The following is an 18,565-nucleotide window of genomic DNA, read 5'->3' on the forward strand; positions in this document are numbered from 1 at the left end:
ATTGCCTCAGGGCATTATAGCCCTAAAACTTATTTTTAATACAGTGTCTGTGATGATTCATGCAAGAGCTGTGCATACAAAGTGTGGCGCATTTTGGCGATCTTGCCTTCCTCGACGGCCGCCAGTACCGCGCACTGCGGTTCGATCAGGTGACGGCAGTTGTAGAACTTGCAATGGCCGAGGTAGGGTTCAAACTCGACAAAGGCGCGTTCCAGCATGCCCTCGCTCAGGTGGTAGAGACCAAACTCCTGGAAGCCCGGCGAATCGATGATGGCCGATTCCGGTCCCAGGTCCGGCAGCGTGTACAGCCGGGTGAAGGTGGTGGTGTGCTTGCCAGTGTCGAGCGCAGCGGAAATTTCGCGCGTGGCGATATCCGCTTCCGGCACCAGCAGGTTGATCAGCGAGGACTTGCCCATGCCCGACTGGCCAATCAGGATCGACGACTGGCCCGCCAGCAGCGGGCGCAGCGTGGCAATCGTGTCTTCCGGCTGGGCGGTGGCCGACACTTCGTGCACCGGATAGCCCAGCGCCGCGTACGGCGCCACGCGTTCGCGCGTGCGTGGCAGCGCGGCGACGACGTCAGTCTTGTTGAGGATCAGGTGGGCCTTGATGCCGGCCGCTTCCGCCGCCACCAGCGCGCGCGACACCAGGTCGTCGGTAAAGCCGGGTTCGGTGGCGACCACGATGAACAGCTGCGTCAAATTGGCGGCCAGCAGCTTGGACTTGTACTGGTCGGAGCGGTACAGCAGGGTTTTGCGCTCTTCGATCTTGTCGATCACGCCCTGGTCGGCCGAGGTCAGTGTGATGTGGACGATGTCGCCCACGGCAACATTGGTCTTTTTGCCACGCGTGACGCATTGCAGCTTGAGACCGTCCGACTCGGCCAGGTAGTGGCGGCCATGGGCGGCGATGATGGTGGCGGTACGTTTCTCGCTCATTGTGCCGCCAGATTCAGTTGACGGATGCGGACGCTGGCCGGCGGGTGCGAGTCATAAAACGCCGAATGCAGCGGGTCGGGCGTCAGCGTCGAGGCATTGTCTTCGTACATTTTGACCAGCGCCGACACCAGGTCGCGCGCGTCGGTGTATTTGGCGGCGAAGGCGTCCGCTTCAAACTCGTGCTTGCGCGAGCCGATCGACGCCAGCGGCGCGAACAGGAAGGTGAATACCGGCAGCACCAGCATGAACAGCAGCAGCGCCATGGCGTCGTTGGCCTGGCCTGGCAGGGTCAGCGGATTGATGCCGAGGCCGTCGTAAAACCAGGGCTGCACCTTGAGGTAGCCCAGCATGGCCATGAACGCCAGCGACAGCGCAAAGATCATCGCCAGACGCTTGATGATGTGCTTGAGCTTGAAGTGGCCCAGCTCGTGCGCCAGCACTGCTTCGATTTCCTGCGGTTGCAGGCGCGCCAGCAGGGTGTCGAAGAACACGATGCGCTTGGTTGCGCCAAAACCGGAGAAGTAGGCATTGCCATGCGCGCTGCGCTTGGAGCCGTCCATCACAAACAGGCCGCGCGAGGCAAAGCCCACGCGCGCCACCAGGCCTTCAATGCGGCTTTTGAGCGCCTCGTCTTCCAGCGGCGTGAATTTGTTAAACAGCGGCAGGATCAGATTGGGCGCCAGCGCCATCATCAGCAGCTGGAAGCCGGTCCAGACCAGCCAGGCGTAGATCCACCACAGGTCGCCCGCTTGCGCCATCAGGGTCAGAATCACCCACGCCAGCGGCAGGCCCAGCGCAGCGCCGATGGCGGTCGAGATCGCCAGGTCCTTGAAGAACAGGCCTTTGCCCATCTTGTTAAAACCGAAATGCTGCTCCAGACCGAACTGCTTGTAATAGTCGAACGGCAGGTCGATCAGGCCCGAGATGGCGGCAAATGCTGCCAGCAGCGCCAACTGGTAGCCCATGCCGGGGCCGGTGAGGTTGAAGATCTGTACCGACAGCCACTGCAGGCCGCCCAGCAGCGTAAAGCCGATCAGCAGCAAGGTGTTGACCATCAGCGTCAGCAGGCCGTACTTGGTGCGCGCGATGGTGTAGTCCGCGGCCTTCTGGTGGGCGGCGAGCGGTATCTTTTCTGCAAATTCCGCGGGGACGGCGCTGCGATGGGCCAGCACATGGCGGATATGGCGCGAGGCCAGCCAAAAGCGGACCAGCAGCGTCAAAATGATGAAAGATACGAACAAAATCGAAAACGCGAGTGAATACATTCTGTGCCTGTGAGAAAATGGCAGATTCGGATTAATTTAGCCAAGAGAAGAGAATTATGTCACAAGCTACTGATTTGCCAGAGGGTTCCGCCGCTGTTCCTGCGACGCCGCGCCAGAACGAGTTCAATCTGGTGTGGGTTGATATGGAAATGACCGGCCTGGAGCCGGACACCGACCGGATTATCGAAGTGGCCATGGTCATCACCGATATGCACCTGAACGTGCTGGCCGAAGGTCCGGTGTTTGCCATTCACCAGTCGGATGAAACCCTGGACAAAATGGATGCCTGGAACAAGGGCACGCACGGCCGCTCGGGCCTGGTAGACCGCGTCAAAGCGTCGACCGTGACCGAAGCCCATGCAGAAGAAGAGCTGATCAAGTTCATGAAGCTGTGGGTGCCAAAAGGCAAAGCGCCAATGTGCGGCAACACCATCGGCCAGGACCGCCGCTTCATGGTGCGCTACATGCCGAAGCTGGAAGCCTTCTTCCACTACCGGAATATCGACGTATCGACGCTCAAGGAGCTGGGCAAGCGCTGGAAGCCGGAGATGGTCAGCGGCTTCAAGAAAGCGCAGAAGCACACCGCGCTGGCCGACATCGTCGAGTCGATCGAAGAACTGAAGTATTACCGCGAGCACTTCATCAAGCTGTGATGAAGGCGCTACTGCTGGCGCTGGGCGCCTTGACCTCTCTTGGCGCGTCGGCGCAGCAGTTTTCCTATGGCGACTGGGCTGTCTCGTGCGACAACACGCGGCACTGCGAGGCGGTCGGCTATCAGCGTGAAGACGCCGAGCTGCCGGTGACCATGTGGCTGGCGCGCGATGCCGGCGGCAATGCACCGGTCACCGTGCGTATCGATGCGCAGTCGGAGCAGGACGGCACTGGCCCGTACAGCATCCGTGTCGGCAAGGTGGCCGTGAGTGGCATCAAGCAGGATGGGACGCTGAGCGCGGAACAGATCGCGCGCCTGCTGCCGGCCATGAAGGAGGCGGACAGCGCTATCGTCACCGATACCAAACATCAGTGGGAACTGTCGCTGGCCGGCATGAAGGCGGCGCTGCTCAAGATCGATGATCTGCAGGGGCGGGTGCTGACCGTGACCGCGCTGGCGCGTCCGGGCCTCAAGCCGGCCAGCGCCGTACCTGCTGCGCTGCCTGCGCCCGTGCTACGTGCGGCGCCTGTGCTGGCGTCGCGCGACAGCGACCAGAAGCTGCTGCCGGCGATCCTGAAAGTGCTGCGCGATGCGGACTGCGATGCCGATGCGCCCAACGCGGACGAACGCCGCAACAGCGAAATCTACCGGCTCTCCGCCAGCGAAGTGCTGGTGTTCCGTGAATGCACACGTGGCGCTTATCAGGCGTCGTATGGCATCTGGCGTGTGAGCGACAAGTCGCCGTACAAGGCGGTGCGCGTCGTGCTGCCGACCGTCAGCGGCGGCCAGCCCGACGACATGCTGATCGAGCCGTCGTTCGACAAAGGCGTATTGAGCTCCTTTGCCAAGGGGCGCGGGCTGGCCGATTGCGGCAGCTTCGATCAATGGCTGTGGACTGCCGACGGCTTCAAACTGCTGGAGTCGTCGGAAGGGCCGATATGCCGTGGCATGCCCGGCGGCGGCTTCATGCTGCGGCGCTGGACTGCGAAACACTGAGGCCGGTAGCGCCCTGGTGGTGCTGTGGCGCACGGTGAAGCGGCAGGTGCAGGTCTACAGTAGGGCATCTTAAACTGCCTCCCTCGCCGCCATGACACGGTCTTCCATCCTGCTGCTGGCTGCAGTGCCGCTGTTGCTGGCGGTACTGGCTGCCTGTTCGCCGCTTACCGCGCTGAATGCCCTCACGCCTGGCACGGCCTCCGAACGCACGGCCAATCTGGCGTACGGCGACGGCCCGCGCCGCAAGCTGGACGTCTACCAGCCCCGTGATGCGCATGGCGCGGCGCCGGTGGTGGTGTTTTTCTACGGCGGTAACTGGGTCGCGGGCGAGCGCGAAGACTATGCGTTTGTCGGCCGTGCGCTGGCTTTGCGTGGCATCGTCACCGTGATTGCCGATTACCGGCTGTATCCCGAAGTGAGCTATCCCGACTTTCTAAAAGATGCGGCGCAAGCGGTGGCATGGGCGTACCGCGAGGCCGGGCACTATGGCGGCGATCCGCAACGCCTGTTCGTCATGGGCCACAGCGCTGGCGCCTACAACGCTGCCATGATCGCACTGGATGGCCGCTGGCTGGCGGAGCAGGGCATGACGCCCTCCGCACTGCGCGGCTGGATCGGCCTGGCCGGGCCGTATGATTTCCTGCCGATCGAAAATCCGACCACCAAACCGGTGTTTCACTTTCCTGCTACGCCGCCTGAGTCGCAGCCCATCCATCACGTCACTGCGGCCAGCCCGTCGGCGTTGCTGATCGCGGCGCGTAGCGACAAGCTGGTCAATCCCACGCGTAACACGGCCCATCTGGCGGCTGCGCTGCGCGCGCAGCACGTACCGGTGCAGGAGCTGTACTACGACAAGGTCAGCCACACCACGCTGATCGCGACCTTTGCCACGCCGCTACGCTGGCTATCGCCGGCCCTGGAGGACGTGGCGGCGTTTGTACAGCGGCCCTGAATCGCGCGCCGCGATTTTCTTTTTGGAATTATCATTTCGCAAATATCAACTTACCAATATTTATTTGCGAAAACCATGTCCGATATCCTGGAACCCTCTCCGCCCGTCCTGCCTACCGAGCCGCCGCCGGTCAAAAAGAAATCTCGCTGGGGACGCTACGTGCTGTACGCGCTGGCAACGCTTGGCGTGCTGGCGATACTGCTGGTCGTGGCGGCCTTCTACAAGGCCAATAAAGGGCCGGTGCTGGTCAAGATTGACGAGACCGCTTCCATCGATGAGTCCATGACCCGCAACTACGGCAAGTACTCGCCCGAGAAAAAAGGCTGGGTGTATGTGGATGAAAACAACCAGCCCTTCCTGGTCCGTGTGATCCAGCAGGCGCGCATTGAAGCGGTGGGCGCCAGCGACGAGCTGTACTTTGCCGTCAGCGGCACCGGCCTCGGCGCCAGCCAGAGCAGTTTTTATGGCGTGTTCCAGATCCGTTCGGACGGCAAGGGCGGCGACGGCCTGGTGGAAATCAGCGATCCGCACCGCTACGACAGTCCGGTGCCGGTGACGCCCGAAAGAGTGCGCTTTGAGGCCTTGTCGGAAAATACCTGGGCCTGGGTGATCAAGACCCAGGATGCGACCAATCCCAAGCAGGACCGGGTGAGCGTCAACAACGTCATGCTGGCGCCGCATGGCGACACGATTGCAGTGCTGGCCAATTTCAAGGCGTCGGCGGAATCTGATCCGGGGGATTGTGCGCAGGCCAATGCCGAGCATGAATCGTGGCAAAAGCAGATGAAGCAATACGAGAACCTGCCCGAGAACGCGTCGGATGAAGACGTCATGAGTGCCGAGGCGCTCTCGGACAACGAGCCGCGCCGCTGTGAGCGCGTGCGCTGGAGCTACACTACCGCGCCCGTGGTGAGTGCGCAACCAGGTCCGCTCACTGTTTCCGTCAAAGGATCGCAGTACGGCGTGCCGGTGGAGGGCAAGACCTGGAAGGTCATGTTCGACAGCAAGGCCTTTGTGTACAACGTGCCGGCGGAGTTGATCCCGGATTAAAGTCCACGCAACACGAAGGGCACGCCTCTGGCCCAGCGGTTGGACGACAGCGAGAACGTCAGCGCGCGCACCTGGTGGTACCAGCCGGCCGGCACGTACAGCATGTCGCCAGGATGCACGATGACTTCGATCATCGTGGCCTGGCGGGCCAGCGGAAACTGAGTGTAGTCCGGCGCCTCCGGATCGAACGGCGAGCCAAACAGGATCGGGTTCGCTTCACGCGGATAGATGAATTCGTCGTGATGCGGCGGCGACAGGAAGATGCGCTTGGTGCCCCAGATCTGGGCGAAGATATTGTCGTCGTAATCGCAGTGCAGCGGCGTCACCGTGCCGGCCGGGCCGATCCAGAAGCGGGGCGGTCCCATCTTGTCGAAATACGTGGGCCAGTGGCACATGCGGTTCAGCTCGCGCAGTTCCAGGTTGCCGAGGTAGGGCGGCAAGCCTTCCGTGGCAGCGGCCAGGTCAAGATATTCGGCCATCGTCATGTCCGCCATCGCGCGGTCGGCGGCAAACGCGGTGCCGATGTAGTCGCCAACGCGGGCGCGCACGTGCAGATGGCTGTACTGCTCGCGCAGAATGCCGGGCGCTTGCGCGGTCAGTGACCAGCGGCCGACGATGCCCTCGATCAGAAACGGCAAACCTTGCGCGGCGCGCTCGCGGAACGCCGCCGCATTCATGGCCCGCACGCGTGGCACTTCCTGGATGGTTGCCAGGCTACGCGAAGCCTGCTTGATCTGCTCGCGCATGGCGTGAATCGACGCCACCCCGCGCACTTGCGCATCGCGCGCCTCCAGCGCCAGCTTCTTGGCCGCCGCTTCCTCCGGCGATAGCACAATACGCGGCGGCAGCTTGTTTGATACTTCTTTCGACATAAGCCCTTCCTTGATGGGGCATCTATTTTACGCGATAGTCCAAGTCATGCCGCTGATCTTTATCGCGAATATCGGCCACCAGTATTGGGAGACTTATTTCTGTTTAACTTGTAGATGACATAGTCTGCGCTAAGAAGTGCTGTTGCTCTGCATATGAGGAAATAGATTTCAAGACCTTGTAAGTATGTGTCGAAGTGCTTGGCATCAAATGTGATCGTACGGCCACCTGCTATCTGGAATGTAATCTGAGGGGGTGTCTGGTTTAGTTTTATTCTGAGGGCTACCTTGTCGGGTATATCTTTCCGCTCCCACTCCTGCTCCTTGTGAGAACCTAGCATGAAGATATACCCCTCTAGCGAATGAATAAATCCACTCGCCAAGTCGAAATACGCGTCGATCTCTGCCAGGTTCGGATCCGCGTACTCATGCTCCATTTTGTTGCGGATTCTGTTTAGTTTTTCGAGGGAGCGGGATGAGAGCAGGCCGGTTTTGGAGAAAAAATCCAGTTTTCTGGGAAAACTTTTAAGAATGTTGGACAGCCCCAGAATATGGATGAAGGTATCCATTTCACACTCCGTGGCGCGTTTCAGGTTCGAAACGCAATTAATGCGAGCAGCAGTTGTCCCATGAGTGAGCTCTTGTTCGGCAAATTCAAGATAATCAAAAGGCATCAAATCAAAATCAGGAAACTCGAGATCCGTCCCGCTACTGCTTGAATGCTGTAGTGCTTCAAAATTTTTTGTTAGATAGTCGCACAGAACTTCGTAGTCCTGCATTTTGATGGCGTCTTTTTCTGTCTTCATATCTTTGAGTAGTTTTACCACGTAAGGGCGGCATGTGACGTCTTTGATTTGCCGAACTCAGTAAGCGGCGCGGATGGTTTCGTTGGTGATGGCGAGGCGTGAGGCCAGCGTGTTGACGACGTAGCGGTGGAATTGCTGGGCGGTGTCGCCGTCTTCCGCTTCCATGCGTTGCAGGGCTGCCAGCGACAGGCTGCGCACCAGGGTCGGCACATCGGCGCGGACGTCGGCGCTGCGGGGATTCTGGGTGTACAGCGCCATCTCGCCAACGATGGTGCCCACGCCGAAGGAACGTAGGCGCAGGGCGTCGCCGTTGGTCATCGGCAGCGAGACGGTGACACGGCCGTATTCGACAATGTAGACGGCATCGCCAGGATCGCCACGCGTGAACAGCAGTTCGCCGGCCGCCAGCTGGCGCGGCACCAGCTGCGCATTGAGCCGCGCCAGCGCAGCGCGCGTGAAGTGGGTCTGCAGTCCGGCCGCCGTGCCTTGCTGATGCGGGAAAGTCGCCAGGATCTGTTCCTCGATCCATTCCATGCCCGCGTCCAGGCTGCCGAAGTCCTGCACGGTCTTGCTGAACATGCCTGCGCGGGCAAGCAACTGACGCGCATCGGCCGGCAGGGCGGTCAGCACCAGCGTGACGCCTGCGGTATCGCAGATCTGCCGCAGCTTCATGAAGCTCACGGAGGTAGAGGCGTCCAGGCCGTCGATGCGGCGGAAGTCCAGCACGACGAAGCGCGGCGCCAGGCCTGCCGTCAGCCGGGCGCGCACATGCTGCAAGATCGAATTGGCGGTGGCGAAGAACAGGAATCCGTGCAGGCTGGCGCCAACGACCTGGTCGCCATGCGCGCGCAGCAGCGCCGTATCCGCCATCGAGCGCTCGACGTTGGAGCTGAATGTGCGGCCGTCAAACTCGCTGCGGATCACGCTGATGCGGCCATACTTGACCACAAACAGCACGCAGGCGGCAATGATGCCCAGTCCGACGCCGGACACCACGCCATACACGGCGATCACCACCACGATCAGCGGAATCAGCAGGTATTCAGCGCGCCCCAGCTTGCGGTAGGAATTGACCAGCCATTCGCGGATCAGGCCGATGCCGATATACAGTTGCAGGCCGACCAGCACGGATTTGGGCATCCAGCCGATCAGGCCGGGAAAGAGGGCGATGACGATGAGACAGCCCGCCGCAGCCGCCAGGCCACTGCTGCGGCCGGAGGCGCCCGCGCGGCGGTTGAGCAGCGTGCGGCTCAGCGACTGGTAGCCGACGATCCCGCCCAGCGCGCCGCACAGCAGATTCGCCAGGCCGGCCGCGCGCATCTCCTGGTTCAGGTCGGGGTCCTGCTGGCAAGCCAGGCCGGCGCCCGTGGCGTTGAGCAGGATGGTCAGCGCGGAGACGGCTGCCACCACAAAAAATTCCGGCAGGTGGTGGGCGATGACGGCCCAGTCGATCTGCCCTGGCGGCAGCGACATCGGCAATTGCAGCGCCGACAGCGGCACGCTTTCAAACAGCAGGCCCAGATGGCGTGCCCGTTCGGGCGTCATGCCGGTCAGGGCCAGTCCCGCAAAGAACACCAGCAAGCCCGAGCCGATGCCGATGGGGACCACCAGCGTGAAGCGCCTGATGTAGCGCGCGCCGGTCAGCAGCACGGCGCACACCACCACAGCGGGCAGCCAGGCCAGCCACGACAGTTCACCCAGCGCGCCCAGGTGCGACCAGTGCAGATTCTCGCCGGTCAGCACACGGAACGAGCCCGCCAGCAGCAGATAGCCCGTACCCGCCAAGTAGCCGCCCATCACCGGATACGGCAGGAACTGAATCAGCGTGCTGCCTCTGGCCGCGCCCAGCCCATACAGCAGCGCGCCGCTGACCAGTGAGCTCAGCGCCAAAGCCGCCAGCAGTGTCATCAGCAGGTCATGCCCGCCGCCCGGCACAGTCATGTCCGCCGCCATGCCGCTGGCCATGCCGGCCAGGATGGCGGCCGAGTTGCCATCCGGTCCGCCGATGGAAAACTTGATCGAGCTGCACAGTGCAATCACCGACGCCGCCACCACGCAGCTCATGAGCGTGACCAGCACACCCGCATGCTGGTACTGCGCCAGGTCGCCGCTGAAGATCAGCGCCGCATAGCTGAGCGCGTAGCACAGCATCACGACCGAGGACAACAGCCCGGCGCCGATATTCGCCGGTAGCGTGCCGGCGCTGGCCGGCGGCGGCTGCAATCTGATGGCCGGGCGCATCAGGCCAACGCCTGCCACACCAGCCAGGCATTGGCGGCGGAGATGATCGCAAACAGGCACCACGACAGCGCCATGGTCCACCAGGCGTTGACGAAGTTGCCCATGATGCGTTGCTGCGAGGTCAGGCTCACCAGCGGATACATGGCAAACGGCAGCTGCATGCTCAACACTACCTGGCTCAGCACCAGCAGCTTGCCGACCGAATGCTCGCCCAGCACCAGCACGCCGATCATGGCCGGCACCAAGGCCAGTCCGCGCGTGATGGCACGCCGCTGCCAGCAGGGGATCTTCATTTTCAGGAAGCCTTCCATGATGACTTGCCCTGCAATGGTGCCGGTGAAGGTGGAGCTTTGGCCCGACGCCAGCAAGGCCAGGCCAAACAGGATGGCGGCCAACGCCGTGCCGGCGACCGGCTCCAGCAGGCGGTAGGCATCGTCGATGTCGAGCATGCGGTCGTTGCCCGGCTGATAGAACGCGGCCGCCGCCAGCACCAGGATGGCGCCGTTGATCAGCAAGGCCAGTAGCAGCGACACAATCGTATCGATGCGCGACAGGTTGATGGCCTGGCGTTTGGCGCTGTCATGTTTTGCGACCACGCGCGTCTGCACCACCGACGAATGCAGGTAGAGGTTATGCGGCATCACGGTGGCGCCCAGGATGCCGATGGCCAGGTACAGCGGCTCGCGCTGCGACAGTGTGGTGAGGGAAGGGACCAGGCCGGCGGCCACCGCGTGCCAGTCCGGCTGCACGAAAACCAGTTCGGCCAACAGGCAGATGGCGACCGTCAGGATCAGGCCCAGCACGATGGCCTCGACCTGGCGGAAGCCTTTGCCTTTGAGGCCGAGCACAATCAGCGTATCCAGCGCGGTCAGCGCCACGCCGACCGGCAGCGACACGCCCAGCAACAGTTTGAACGCGAGCGCACAGCCCAGCACTTCGGCCAGATCGCAGGCAATGATGGAAATTTCAGCGAAGCCCCACAGCGCCTTGCCGACTGCGGGCGGGTACTGCTCGCGGCAATGCACCGCCAGATCCTTGCCGGTGACGATACCCAGCCGCATGCTCAAACACTGCAGCACAATCGCCGCCAGGCTGGACAGCACGACCACAAACAGCAGCTGATAACCGAACTGCGAACCGCCCTGGATCGCCGTGGCCCAGTTGCCCGGGTCCATATAGCCGACCGACACCAGCAGGCCGGGGCCGGCAAAGCGCAGGACTTTCTTCCAGAAGGGATCGCTTTCCGGCACCGCGACGGTGCCCGCGACTTCAGAAGGGCAGAACGGCGCAGTCGCGGTGGTGGGCAGCTTGAACGAGAACATAGGCATCCTGAAAATGATGCCTAAATTCTACTTTAGATGCGAGGCGGCTGCCTCTGTCATTGTGCCGCTTACTCTGCCGATTCGGCGCCGTGGCACTTCTTGTACTTCTTGCCGCTGCCGCATGGGCAATCGTCATTGCGGCCAACCTTTGGTTCTTCGCGCTTGACGGTTTCCACGGCGGCCTTGCGGCGTGGCAGCCAGAACTTGTAGATGTTGGGCAGGTTGGCTTCCAGTTCCAGCGCCAGCTTGTGGGCCTTGACCGGATCTTCTACCAGCGCCAGTTCCTCTTCTTCGATTTCATCCGCGCCCAGCAGATACACAGGACGCATGAGGTCGGCCACTTCCGAATCCCAGATCGGCTGCCACGAGCCTGGACGCAGGTCCATGCCTTCATAGAAGCCCCAGCACCAGGCTTCGGCGTTGATCAGGGTCTGGCCTTCGTGCTCGTGCTCGACGAACAGCGGCTCGAATTCTTTCGGCGCCACTTCAAACGTCACCAGCACTTCGTTCATGAAGCGCATGATGAGGTGGATGATGCGCTGCTCTTCCTTCTCGTGCTTGAAGGACGGGATGTCGGTGTCTTCCTTGCCCCAGACTTTCTTCAGCCATTCGGATGGCATGATGGATTCCGGGCCGATGGCGATGGCCGTCAGATAGCCATGCAGCATGTCCATGGTCATCGCATCTTCTGGCGTGCGGTCGGACAGCAGGAAGCTGTCCAGTTCGTCGAATTCTTTTTCGCTCAAGGGCTGATCGAGTTGCATAGCGTGCTCTTTTTATTTGGTGGAAGCCGACAGTATACACGCCGCGCCCCGTACAATGGCGCTTATGACAGTCCAACACCCCTATTCCGCGTTGAGCCCCGATTGTGTGCTCGACGCCCTCGACAGCATCGGGCTGCGCGGCGATGGCCGCCTGCTGGCGCTGAATAGCTATGAAAACCGTGTCTACCAGGTCGGCATTGAAGACGACAAACCGCTGGTGGTGAAGTTCTATCGTCCCGGCCGCTGGAGCGACGAGGCCATCCTCGAAGAGCATGCGTTCACGCAGGAGCTGGTGGCGGCCGAGATCCCCGTCGTGCCGGCGCTGGCGCTGCATGGCAGCACGCTGCACCAGTTCAACGGCTTCCGGTTTGCCGTATTCACGCGCCATGGCGGCCGGGCGCCGGAATTGAGCGATCCGTCCGTGCTGGAATGGACCGGGCGCTACATCGGCCGCATCCATGCGGTGGGCGCGGCGCGGGCTTTTCAACATCGTCCGGCGCTCGATATCGATACCTTTGGCACCGAGCCGTGCGAATTCCTGCAGGCGAACGACTTTATTCCGCTGGACCTGAAAGCCTCCTATGCCGCCATCGCCCAGCAGGCGCTGGATGGCGTGCGCCGCAGCTATGACCGGGCGGGCGCGTTGCCGCAGCTGCGTCTGCACGGCGATTGCCATGGTGGCAATGTTTTGTGGACCGATGCCGGCCCCCATTTTGTCGACTTTGACGATGCCCGCATGGGGCCGGCCATCCAGGACTTGTGGATGATGCTGTCCGGCGAGCGCGCCGAACAGGTGCGCCAGATGGGCGACATCCTGGCCGGCTACGAGGACTTCTGCGAATTCAATCCGCGCCAGATGCATCTGGTCGAGGCCTTGCGGACGCTGCGGCTGATTCACTATTCGGCCTGGCTGGCGCGCCGCTGGGACGACCCGGCCTTCCCGGCGGCTTTCCCATGGTTTAACACCCAGCGCTACTGGCAGGACCGCATCCTGGAGCTGCGCGAGCAGGTCGCGCTCATGGACGAGCCGCCGCTGCCAATCTAAGAAATAGCGGGTTTTTCCGTGTCTGCTTGCGGCTAGGCTTGTCTGGTTGCTACATGATAATGAGTGCTCAGAAATCCTTTTCTAGCGAGAGTTCTCATGCAAGCACAACTGGACAAACAAGACCGCGCAACCGACCACGACTTGCTGCCGCTGCCCATGCTGTCACTGCATGAGACCGAGGACGCCGGCCCGGCCCAGCTGCCGCGTGCGGCAATGGAAATGAAAGCCATCCAGGAGGCCATCGCGCGCGTTGAAGCGGAAGCCAAGGCCGCCTGCGCTGCCGAAAGCCGGGCGCATGCCGAAGCACGCGCCCGGGCGCTGGCGGATGACCGCGCAGCCATGGATGCGGCAGCGGCGGCGGTCGCGCTGCAAAATGCCCAGGCGTCGGAAGAGGCGATCATTGCCAACAAAGAGCGGCTGGAATCGCTGCGCGCGGCGGCGCAGGCCAGCGTCGCGCGTCTGGATGCCGTCAAACAGGAAACTGCCGAACTGCGCGCCCGCGCCGAGGCGGACAATCAGATCCGCCAGGCTGCCGAAGAACGCGCCAAAGCTGAAGGCGAAAACCGCAAGCGCGCGCAAGAACACATGGCCACCGAAGCCGAGCTGGCACTGCAAGCCTCGCGCGCAGCAGAAGAACTGCAAGTCCAGACTGAGCAAGCGCGCCTGCAGGCCGCGGAGCGCGTCGCTGCCGTCCAGGCCGCCAAGGATGAAGTGGTGGGGATCGCCTCGGCCGATGCGCGTGTCGCCACGCTGGCGCGCGAACGTGAACGTCACGCCCATGCTGCACGCCAGACCGCGCAGCAGCTGGCCGAAGCGGAAGCGGAAGCGCTGGAACTGACCAAGCAGCGCGAACGTGCGGATCAGATCGCGCTGGAATCGGCGTTCAACCGTTCCGCGGCCGAAGTGCGCGCACTGGAAGAAGCGCGTGCGCTGGCGCACCTGGAGCAGGAGCGTGAACAGATCGCGCTGGCCAAGGCCGAATCCGAACACAGCGCCGCGCAATCGCTGCGCCTGCGCCTGCAAACCGAAAAAGAAATCCGCGACGCGGCCATCCACCGCGAACGCCTGGAAGCCGTTGCCGCCGCCAGCGCGCAAGCGCGCCGCGAAGCCGACGCGCGCATCCTGGCCGCGACCGAAGCGCGTATCGAAGTCGACAACCAGCTGCGCGCCGTCGCCCAGGCGCGGGTCCAAGCGGAAGAAGAGGCCGAGATCGCCACCCATGCCAAAGTCGAGGCCGAATCCGCTGCGTTGCAACAGGCCAAGCTGCGCAAGGCCGCCGATGACATCGCCGCCGAAGCTGCACGCGTGGACAGCCTGGAGCAGCAACGCGCTGCCATGCTGGCCAGCGAGCGTGCCGCACTGTCGCAGGCCGCTGCCGAACTGGCCGCCAGCCAGAACGCCGCCGAACAACAAGCCGTCGCCACGCTGGCCCAGCACGTCGAAGCGCAGAACGCCGCCAATACCGTTGCTGCACAGCGTGCAGAACAGGCTGCTGCACTGCTCAAGGCCGAGCAGGAGCGCGCGGCCGCCGAGCAGTCAGCCATCATCTCGCTGAAAGAGAAACTGGACGCCGAACAGCGCGCCACCGAAGCCGCGCAGCAGCGCGTCGCCGCCGAGCGTGCCCAGACTGCGGCGTTCCGTCAGCAACAGGAAGCCGAGCAACGTCTCACCGCAGCGGCCGAGCGTGAAACCGAAGCCGCGCGCGTGATGGCGCAGCAGGTATCGGCGGAAGCCGAACAGAAAGCCATCGCTGCGCAAGCCTTGGCGGTGCAAGCGAGCCTGGCGGTCGAACTGGGCGTGGTGCACGCCGAGCGCGCCCGTACCGAGCAGGAAAAAGCCGCCAAGGCAGCAGAGCTGCTGCAAGCTGAACGTGAATTCGTCGAAGCCGAACGCAAATCGCTGGCGCTGATCGACCAGAAGCTGACCCAGCAGCGCATCACCACGGCGTCGGAAGCGCGCGCATCGCAAGCGATTGCCGGCCGGTTGGAAGCCGAGAAAAACCTCGCCGCCAGCGCCCGCCAGCGCGCCGACGATGAGCAGGCCGAAACCGCACTGATGCAAGAACGCGCGCAAGCAGAGCAGGCCGCCGCCCAAGCCGCCGCCGACAAAGTCGCCGCGCAGAAAGCCTTGCTGGAAGCGGCACAAGCCCACGCCGCGATGCAACGCAAGGTCGCCGACACCACCGCCGCGATGACCGCCACCAAGCAACAGCTGCTGGCACTGGAAACCCGCCGCCTGGCTGCCGCCCAGAAAGTACTGGCCGCCGTCGAAGCCAAAGTCGCCGCCGAAGCCGCCCTGGCCGCCGACAACAGCCCAGTGATCGCCACGCTGGACGACGCCCGCGCCCGCAAAGAAGCCGCCCGCCAATCGCCGGCAGCCGACGCCACCCAAGCCGTCTGGCGCGCCCGCTAACAATCCGGGGTCAGGTCCGTCATTTCTACACGAGCTCTGCCGTAGTCACGTGACTACGGCAGAGCTCGTGTAGAAATGACGGACCTGACCCCGGAGTTTAGAAGCTGTAGCCGAGGCCGATGAGGAGCAGGTCGGCGTCGCGGTGGTAGTCAGTGACCACGCGGTTCCAGGCGGCTTCCGCCACTACGCGCTTGGCCAGGTGGTAGCGGCCGGCGATGCTCACCAGGCCGGCTTTGTGGGAGCGCTGGCCTTCCGCGTCCGGCACCTTGGCCGTGAAGTAGGGACCTGCGCCCATCCCCAGCTCGACTTTCTCATTCAGTGATCGGATCAGCCACAGCTGTGTGGCGATGCCGTTGCGCTTGCTTTGCGCGGTGTTGCCTTCGTTGATGGCGGTGACGGTCCAGTCGATATAGCGGCTCACTGCGCGCCGGTATTCTATCGCCGCGATCGTGGCGCGCTCCGAGTCCAGGCTGTTGTTGATGCCCTGGCCCGCCATGACGGTCACTGCTTCGTCGGTGCTCGCACCTTGCACATGCAGTTTGTCGCCTTTGACGCCGTTGAACTGGTAGCCCACGCCCAGCATCAGCGCGGTGGTCGCGTCTTTGCCGGTCGGTGAGATGCGGTTGAGCTGTACCTGGTTGTACCAGCGGCTGTCGGGATAGTGGTAGGTCGCCTGCAGGCTGTAAATGGCGGCCCAGCCGTGGTCGTTGGTGTACTGGGTGCCGACCGCATTGTGCAGCTCGGTGGTGTCGAAGTAGTAGTACTGGCCGGCCCCTGCGCCGAAGGTCCAGCCGGGCTGGTTGTAGCCGGTGCGCACCCAGATCTGCCCGGCGACACCATCGCGGTGGTGGTCGGTCGGGTGGCCTTCGTTGAGGTAGCTCAGGCTCAGCGCGAAGTGCTGGCCGACCGGGTGGGAGTAGGAGACGCCGGCGCTGAAGCTGTTCTCCTGCGCTTGGTTGACGTGCAGCGCGCCGGCATAGCCAGTCACTTCCTGAGCGGACACGGCGCCCGCTGCCAGCGCCAGCAGGCCGCAAATGATGTGTTTCATATAACTTGATTTCCAGCAAAAGAACAAGTCTACTGGAAATCAATATTTGCTGTTTTTCAGTACGTGTTTTGCGTAGGGGTTACTGCTGGGTCACGACTTTGGTGACGTAGTATTCCGTCTCGCCAAAGCACTGGGTGGGCACGCCTTTGTGCTGGGCGTAGCTCAGGATCACGCGCTTGCCGGTGGCGGCAGTGAGGTCTTTGGCCACCTGTTCGTCGCGCACGCTGAATTCGAATTTCTCGGGAATCGCGCCCGGCATCGAGGTCAGCAGGATTTCGCCTTCCCAGGTTTTGCACACCCAGCCGCGGGTGGAGAACTTTTGCAGGTAGCCGGCGCGCTCGCCTTCGGAATAGGAGACGTGCAGCATGGCCCAGGTGTAGGCCGCCATCAGCAGCACGGCGGCGGCGAGCAGGCCGATGAAGGACAGCAGGATGCGTTTGGAAGTGGTCATAGTGGTTCTGAGTTAGGCAATGTTTTGAATATTATCACGCGGCGTTCCGGCGTTTGTGGCGCACCGATGACCACAGCGAGACGGCAATAAACGCCACGCCGGACAGGCCGGTGAACCATTCGGGAATGTGGTATTTGACGCTGGCCAGCATGATGACGGCCAGAATGCCGATCGCGTAGTGCGCGCCGTGCTCAAGGTAGACGTATTCGTCCAGCGTGCCCTTGTGGACCAGGAATACGGTCAGCGAGCGCACGAACATGGCGCCAATCGCCAGCCCCAGCATGATGACCACGACGTCGGTGGTAATCGCGAAGGCGCCGATCACGCCGTCAAAGCTGAACGAGGCGTCCAGCACTTCCAGGTACAGGAAGCCGCCGATGCTGCCTTTGGCGACGGCGGCCACCACCGGCGCGACGCCGGCTTCGGTGGTGTCGTCGTCCTCGTCCGGCTCGTCTTCTTCCAGCAGGCTGCTGATCCAGCCCACGGCCAGGTAGATGATGACGCCGACCACGCCGGCGGTCAGCACGGTGTATTGCGCTTCGGCCGCAACCAGCGAGACGCAGGCAAACACTGCGGCCAGGGTCAGCAGCACGGCCAGGCTTTCGGTGCCGTGCTGGCCCAGTTTTTCTTCGATCCAGCCCAGCCAGTGCAGTTCTTTCTGGTCGTCGAACAGGAAATTCAGGAACACCAGCAGCAGGAAGGCGCCGCCGAAGGCCGCCACCTGGGCATGGGCGCCAGTCAGGTAGCGCGAGTATTCCTGCGGCGCGTTGGTGGCCATGTGCCACACGTCCAGCAGGCCGAGGCCGGTGGCCAGCGAGACGATCAGCAGCGGGAACAGCAGGCGCATGCCAAATACTGCAACCAGGATGCCGACGGTGAGGAACAGCTTGCGCCAGAATTCGTTCCAGTGGCGCAGCACGGAGGCGTTGACGACCGCGTTGTCAAACGACAGCGACACTTCCATGATGCCAAGGACGGCGGTGATCCACAGCGCTTGCACCATGGCGCTGACGCCACCGTGGTTGTAGCCCCACCAGCCCGCCAGGGCCATGAGGATGAAGGTGACGGCAAAGGAGATTCGGAAGTGCTGCATCGTTGTCTTTATTGAAATTTTGAGGATGGGGTGAATTTTATATTACTTGCTTCCGCCGCTGGGGCACCGTCTGCCATAATGTCGCCACAAAAAATGCAAAGGATTCAATCATGGACATCGCTTACCTCGTTACCCCGCTGCTGACCTGGATCACGGTGGGCCCGATCAAGTTTCTGATTAATAGCGCCAAAGCGCGCAAATGGGCGTTTAATCTGGTCGGTAACGGCGGTTTCCCAAGCAACCACAGTGCGGTGGTGTCCAGCATGGCGACCTTGATCGCGTTGCGCGAAGGCATCGGCCATCCGGCGTTCGGCGTTGCCGTGACGTTGTGCTTTATCGTGATTATCGATGCCAACAGCCTGCGCCAGCACGTCGGCAAGCAGGCCGCCGCCATCAACCGGCTTGCCAAAGAGGATGGCGGCCACCAGTGGCTGCGCGAGCGCATGGGCCATACGCTGGTGGAAATCGCCGGTGGCTTGACCACCGGTATTATCATGGGCCACATCATCCACGCCGTGTTCGGCCGCGGCTAGGCTGCCTGGGCGGGGCGGGCTGTCCGCACCGCTGTCCGGCTGGACGTCCGCGCCAGCCTGCCGGTTTACCGTTTATCCTCCTATTTGGCGTTTCAGCCACAAATTCTACCGTCCGTCGCACTATGATT

17 protein-coding genes are annotated in these 18,565 nt (G+C 62.6%); 7 read left to right on the forward strand and 10 right to left on the reverse strand.

Annotation, left to right across the window (positions count from 1 at the left end):
• Positions 1–35: 35 nt before the first annotated feature.
• Positions 36–938 (reverse strand): ribosome small subunit-dependent GTPase A, encoded by a 903-nt coding sequence (gene rsgA, locus BUA36_RS28225; protein ID WP_072790292.1) that lies wholly within the window; start codon positions 936–938, stop codon positions 36–38.
• Positions 935–2,203, reverse strand: a complete 1,269-nt coding sequence (locus BUA36_RS28230; protein WP_072790295.1) for a M48 family metallopeptidase — start codon at positions 2,201–2,203, stop codon at positions 935–937. The genes rsgA and BUA36_RS28230 overlap by 4 nt, the downstream gene beginning before the upstream one ends.
• A gap of 56 nt (positions 2,204–2,259) precedes the next feature.
• Here BUA36_RS28230 and orn point away from each other — a divergent pair, with 56 nt between their 5' ends.
• The 4 genes from orn (at position 2,260) to BUA36_RS28250 (ending at position 5,853) form a co-directional block, all read left to right on the forward strand.
• A complete protein-coding gene (gene orn, locus BUA36_RS28235) occupies positions 2,260–2,856 on the forward strand; it encodes an oligoribonuclease (RefSeq protein WP_202413857.1) in 597 nt (198 codons plus the stop codon).
• Entirely contained in the window at positions 2,856–3,851 is a 996-nt protein-coding gene (locus tag BUA36_RS28240; protein ID WP_072790298.1) for a DUF1176 domain-containing protein, read from the forward strand. Before orn ends, BUA36_RS28240 begins: the two co-directional genes overlap by 1 nt.
• A gap of 91 nt (positions 3,852–3,942) precedes the next feature.
• Positions 3,943–4,803 (forward strand): alpha/beta hydrolase, encoded by an 861-nt coding sequence (locus tag BUA36_RS28245; protein WP_072790300.1) that lies wholly within the window; start codon positions 3,943–3,945, stop codon positions 4,801–4,803.
• A 75-nt stretch (positions 4,804–4,878) separates the two neighbouring features.
• On the forward strand, positions 4,879–5,853 hold the full coding sequence (locus BUA36_RS28250) for a hypothetical protein (RefSeq protein WP_072790305.1): 975 nt from the start codon (positions 4,879–4,881) through the stop codon (positions 5,851–5,853).
• On the opposite strand, the gene BUA36_RS28255 is transcribed toward BUA36_RS28250, so the two are convergent.
• The 5 genes from BUA36_RS28255 to BUA36_RS28275 form a co-directional block, all read right to left on the reverse strand.
• On the reverse strand, positions 5,850–6,725 hold the full coding sequence (locus BUA36_RS28255) for a cupin-like domain-containing protein (protein ID WP_072790308.1): 876 nt from the start codon (positions 6,723–6,725) through the stop codon (positions 5,850–5,852). The genes BUA36_RS28250 and BUA36_RS28255 overlap by 4 nt on opposite strands.
• A gap of 59 nt (positions 6,726–6,784) precedes the next feature.
• Complete coding sequence (locus BUA36_RS28260) at positions 6,785–7,528, reverse strand: hypothetical protein (RefSeq protein WP_072790311.1); 744 nt, start codon at positions 7,526–7,528, stop codon at positions 6,785–6,787.
• Positions 7,529–7,585: 57 nt separating this feature from the next.
• Positions 7,586–9,769 (reverse strand): SulP family inorganic anion transporter, encoded by a 2,184-nt coding sequence (locus tag BUA36_RS28265; protein WP_072790315.1) that lies wholly within the window; start codon positions 9,767–9,769, stop codon positions 7,586–7,588.
• Complete coding sequence (locus BUA36_RS28270; protein ID WP_084560391.1) at positions 9,769–11,091, reverse strand: Nramp family divalent metal transporter; 1,323 nt, start codon at positions 11,089–11,091, stop codon at positions 9,769–9,771. Before BUA36_RS28270 ends, BUA36_RS28265 begins: the two co-directional genes overlap by 1 nt.
• Before the next feature lie 68 nt (positions 11,092–11,159).
• A complete protein-coding gene (locus BUA36_RS28275) occupies positions 11,160–11,855 on the reverse strand; it encodes a UPF0149 family protein (protein ID WP_072790322.1) in 696 nt (231 codons plus the stop codon).
• A 64-nt stretch (positions 11,856–11,919) separates the two neighbouring features.
• On the opposite strand from BUA36_RS28275, the gene BUA36_RS28280 reads away from it, so the two are divergent.
• Together BUA36_RS28280 and BUA36_RS28285 are read left to right on the forward strand one after the other, a co-directional pair.
• Entirely contained in the window at positions 11,920–12,900 is a 981-nt protein-coding gene (locus BUA36_RS28280) for a serine/threonine protein kinase (protein ID WP_229215743.1), read from the forward strand.
• A gap of 96 nt (positions 12,901–12,996) precedes the next feature.
• Positions 12,997–15,312: a coiled-coil domain-containing protein gene (locus tag BUA36_RS28285; protein WP_072790327.1), complete on the forward strand. Its 2,316-nt coding sequence runs from the start codon at positions 12,997–12,999 to the stop codon at positions 15,310–15,312.
• Between the two features lie 97 nt (positions 15,313–15,409).
• Here the strand turns inward: BUA36_RS28285 and BUA36_RS28290 are convergent, their stop codons facing one another.
• The 3 genes from BUA36_RS28290 to BUA36_RS28300 form a co-directional block, all read right to left on the reverse strand.
• Positions 15,410–16,360, reverse strand: a complete 951-nt coding sequence (locus BUA36_RS28290) for a hypothetical protein (protein WP_072790330.1) — start codon at positions 16,358–16,360, stop codon at positions 15,410–15,412.
• A 79-nt stretch (positions 16,361–16,439) separates the two neighbouring features.
• Positions 16,440–16,811: a DUF8785 domain-containing protein gene (locus tag BUA36_RS28295; protein WP_072790333.1), complete on the reverse strand. Its 372-nt coding sequence runs from the start codon at positions 16,809–16,811 to the stop codon at positions 16,440–16,442.
• Between the two features lie 34 nt (positions 16,812–16,845).
• Positions 16,846–17,904 (reverse strand): DUF475 domain-containing protein, encoded by a 1,059-nt coding sequence (locus BUA36_RS28300; RefSeq protein ID WP_072790336.1) that lies wholly within the window; start codon positions 17,902–17,904, stop codon positions 16,846–16,848.
• Between the two features lie 110 nt (positions 17,905–18,014).
• Between BUA36_RS28300 and BUA36_RS28305 the strand changes: the two genes are divergently transcribed.
• Positions 18,015–18,437: a divergent PAP2 family protein gene (locus BUA36_RS28305; protein WP_072790339.1), complete on the forward strand. Its 423-nt coding sequence runs from the start codon at positions 18,015–18,017 to the stop codon at positions 18,435–18,437.
• Positions 18,438–18,565 lie beyond the last annotated feature (128 nt).

Origin of the sequence: Duganella sacchari, from assembly GCF_900143065.1 — a bacterium.
In the GTDB taxonomy this organism is placed as follows: domain Bacteria; phylum Pseudomonadota; class Gammaproteobacteria; order Burkholderiales; family Burkholderiaceae_D; genus Rugamonas; species Rugamonas sacchari.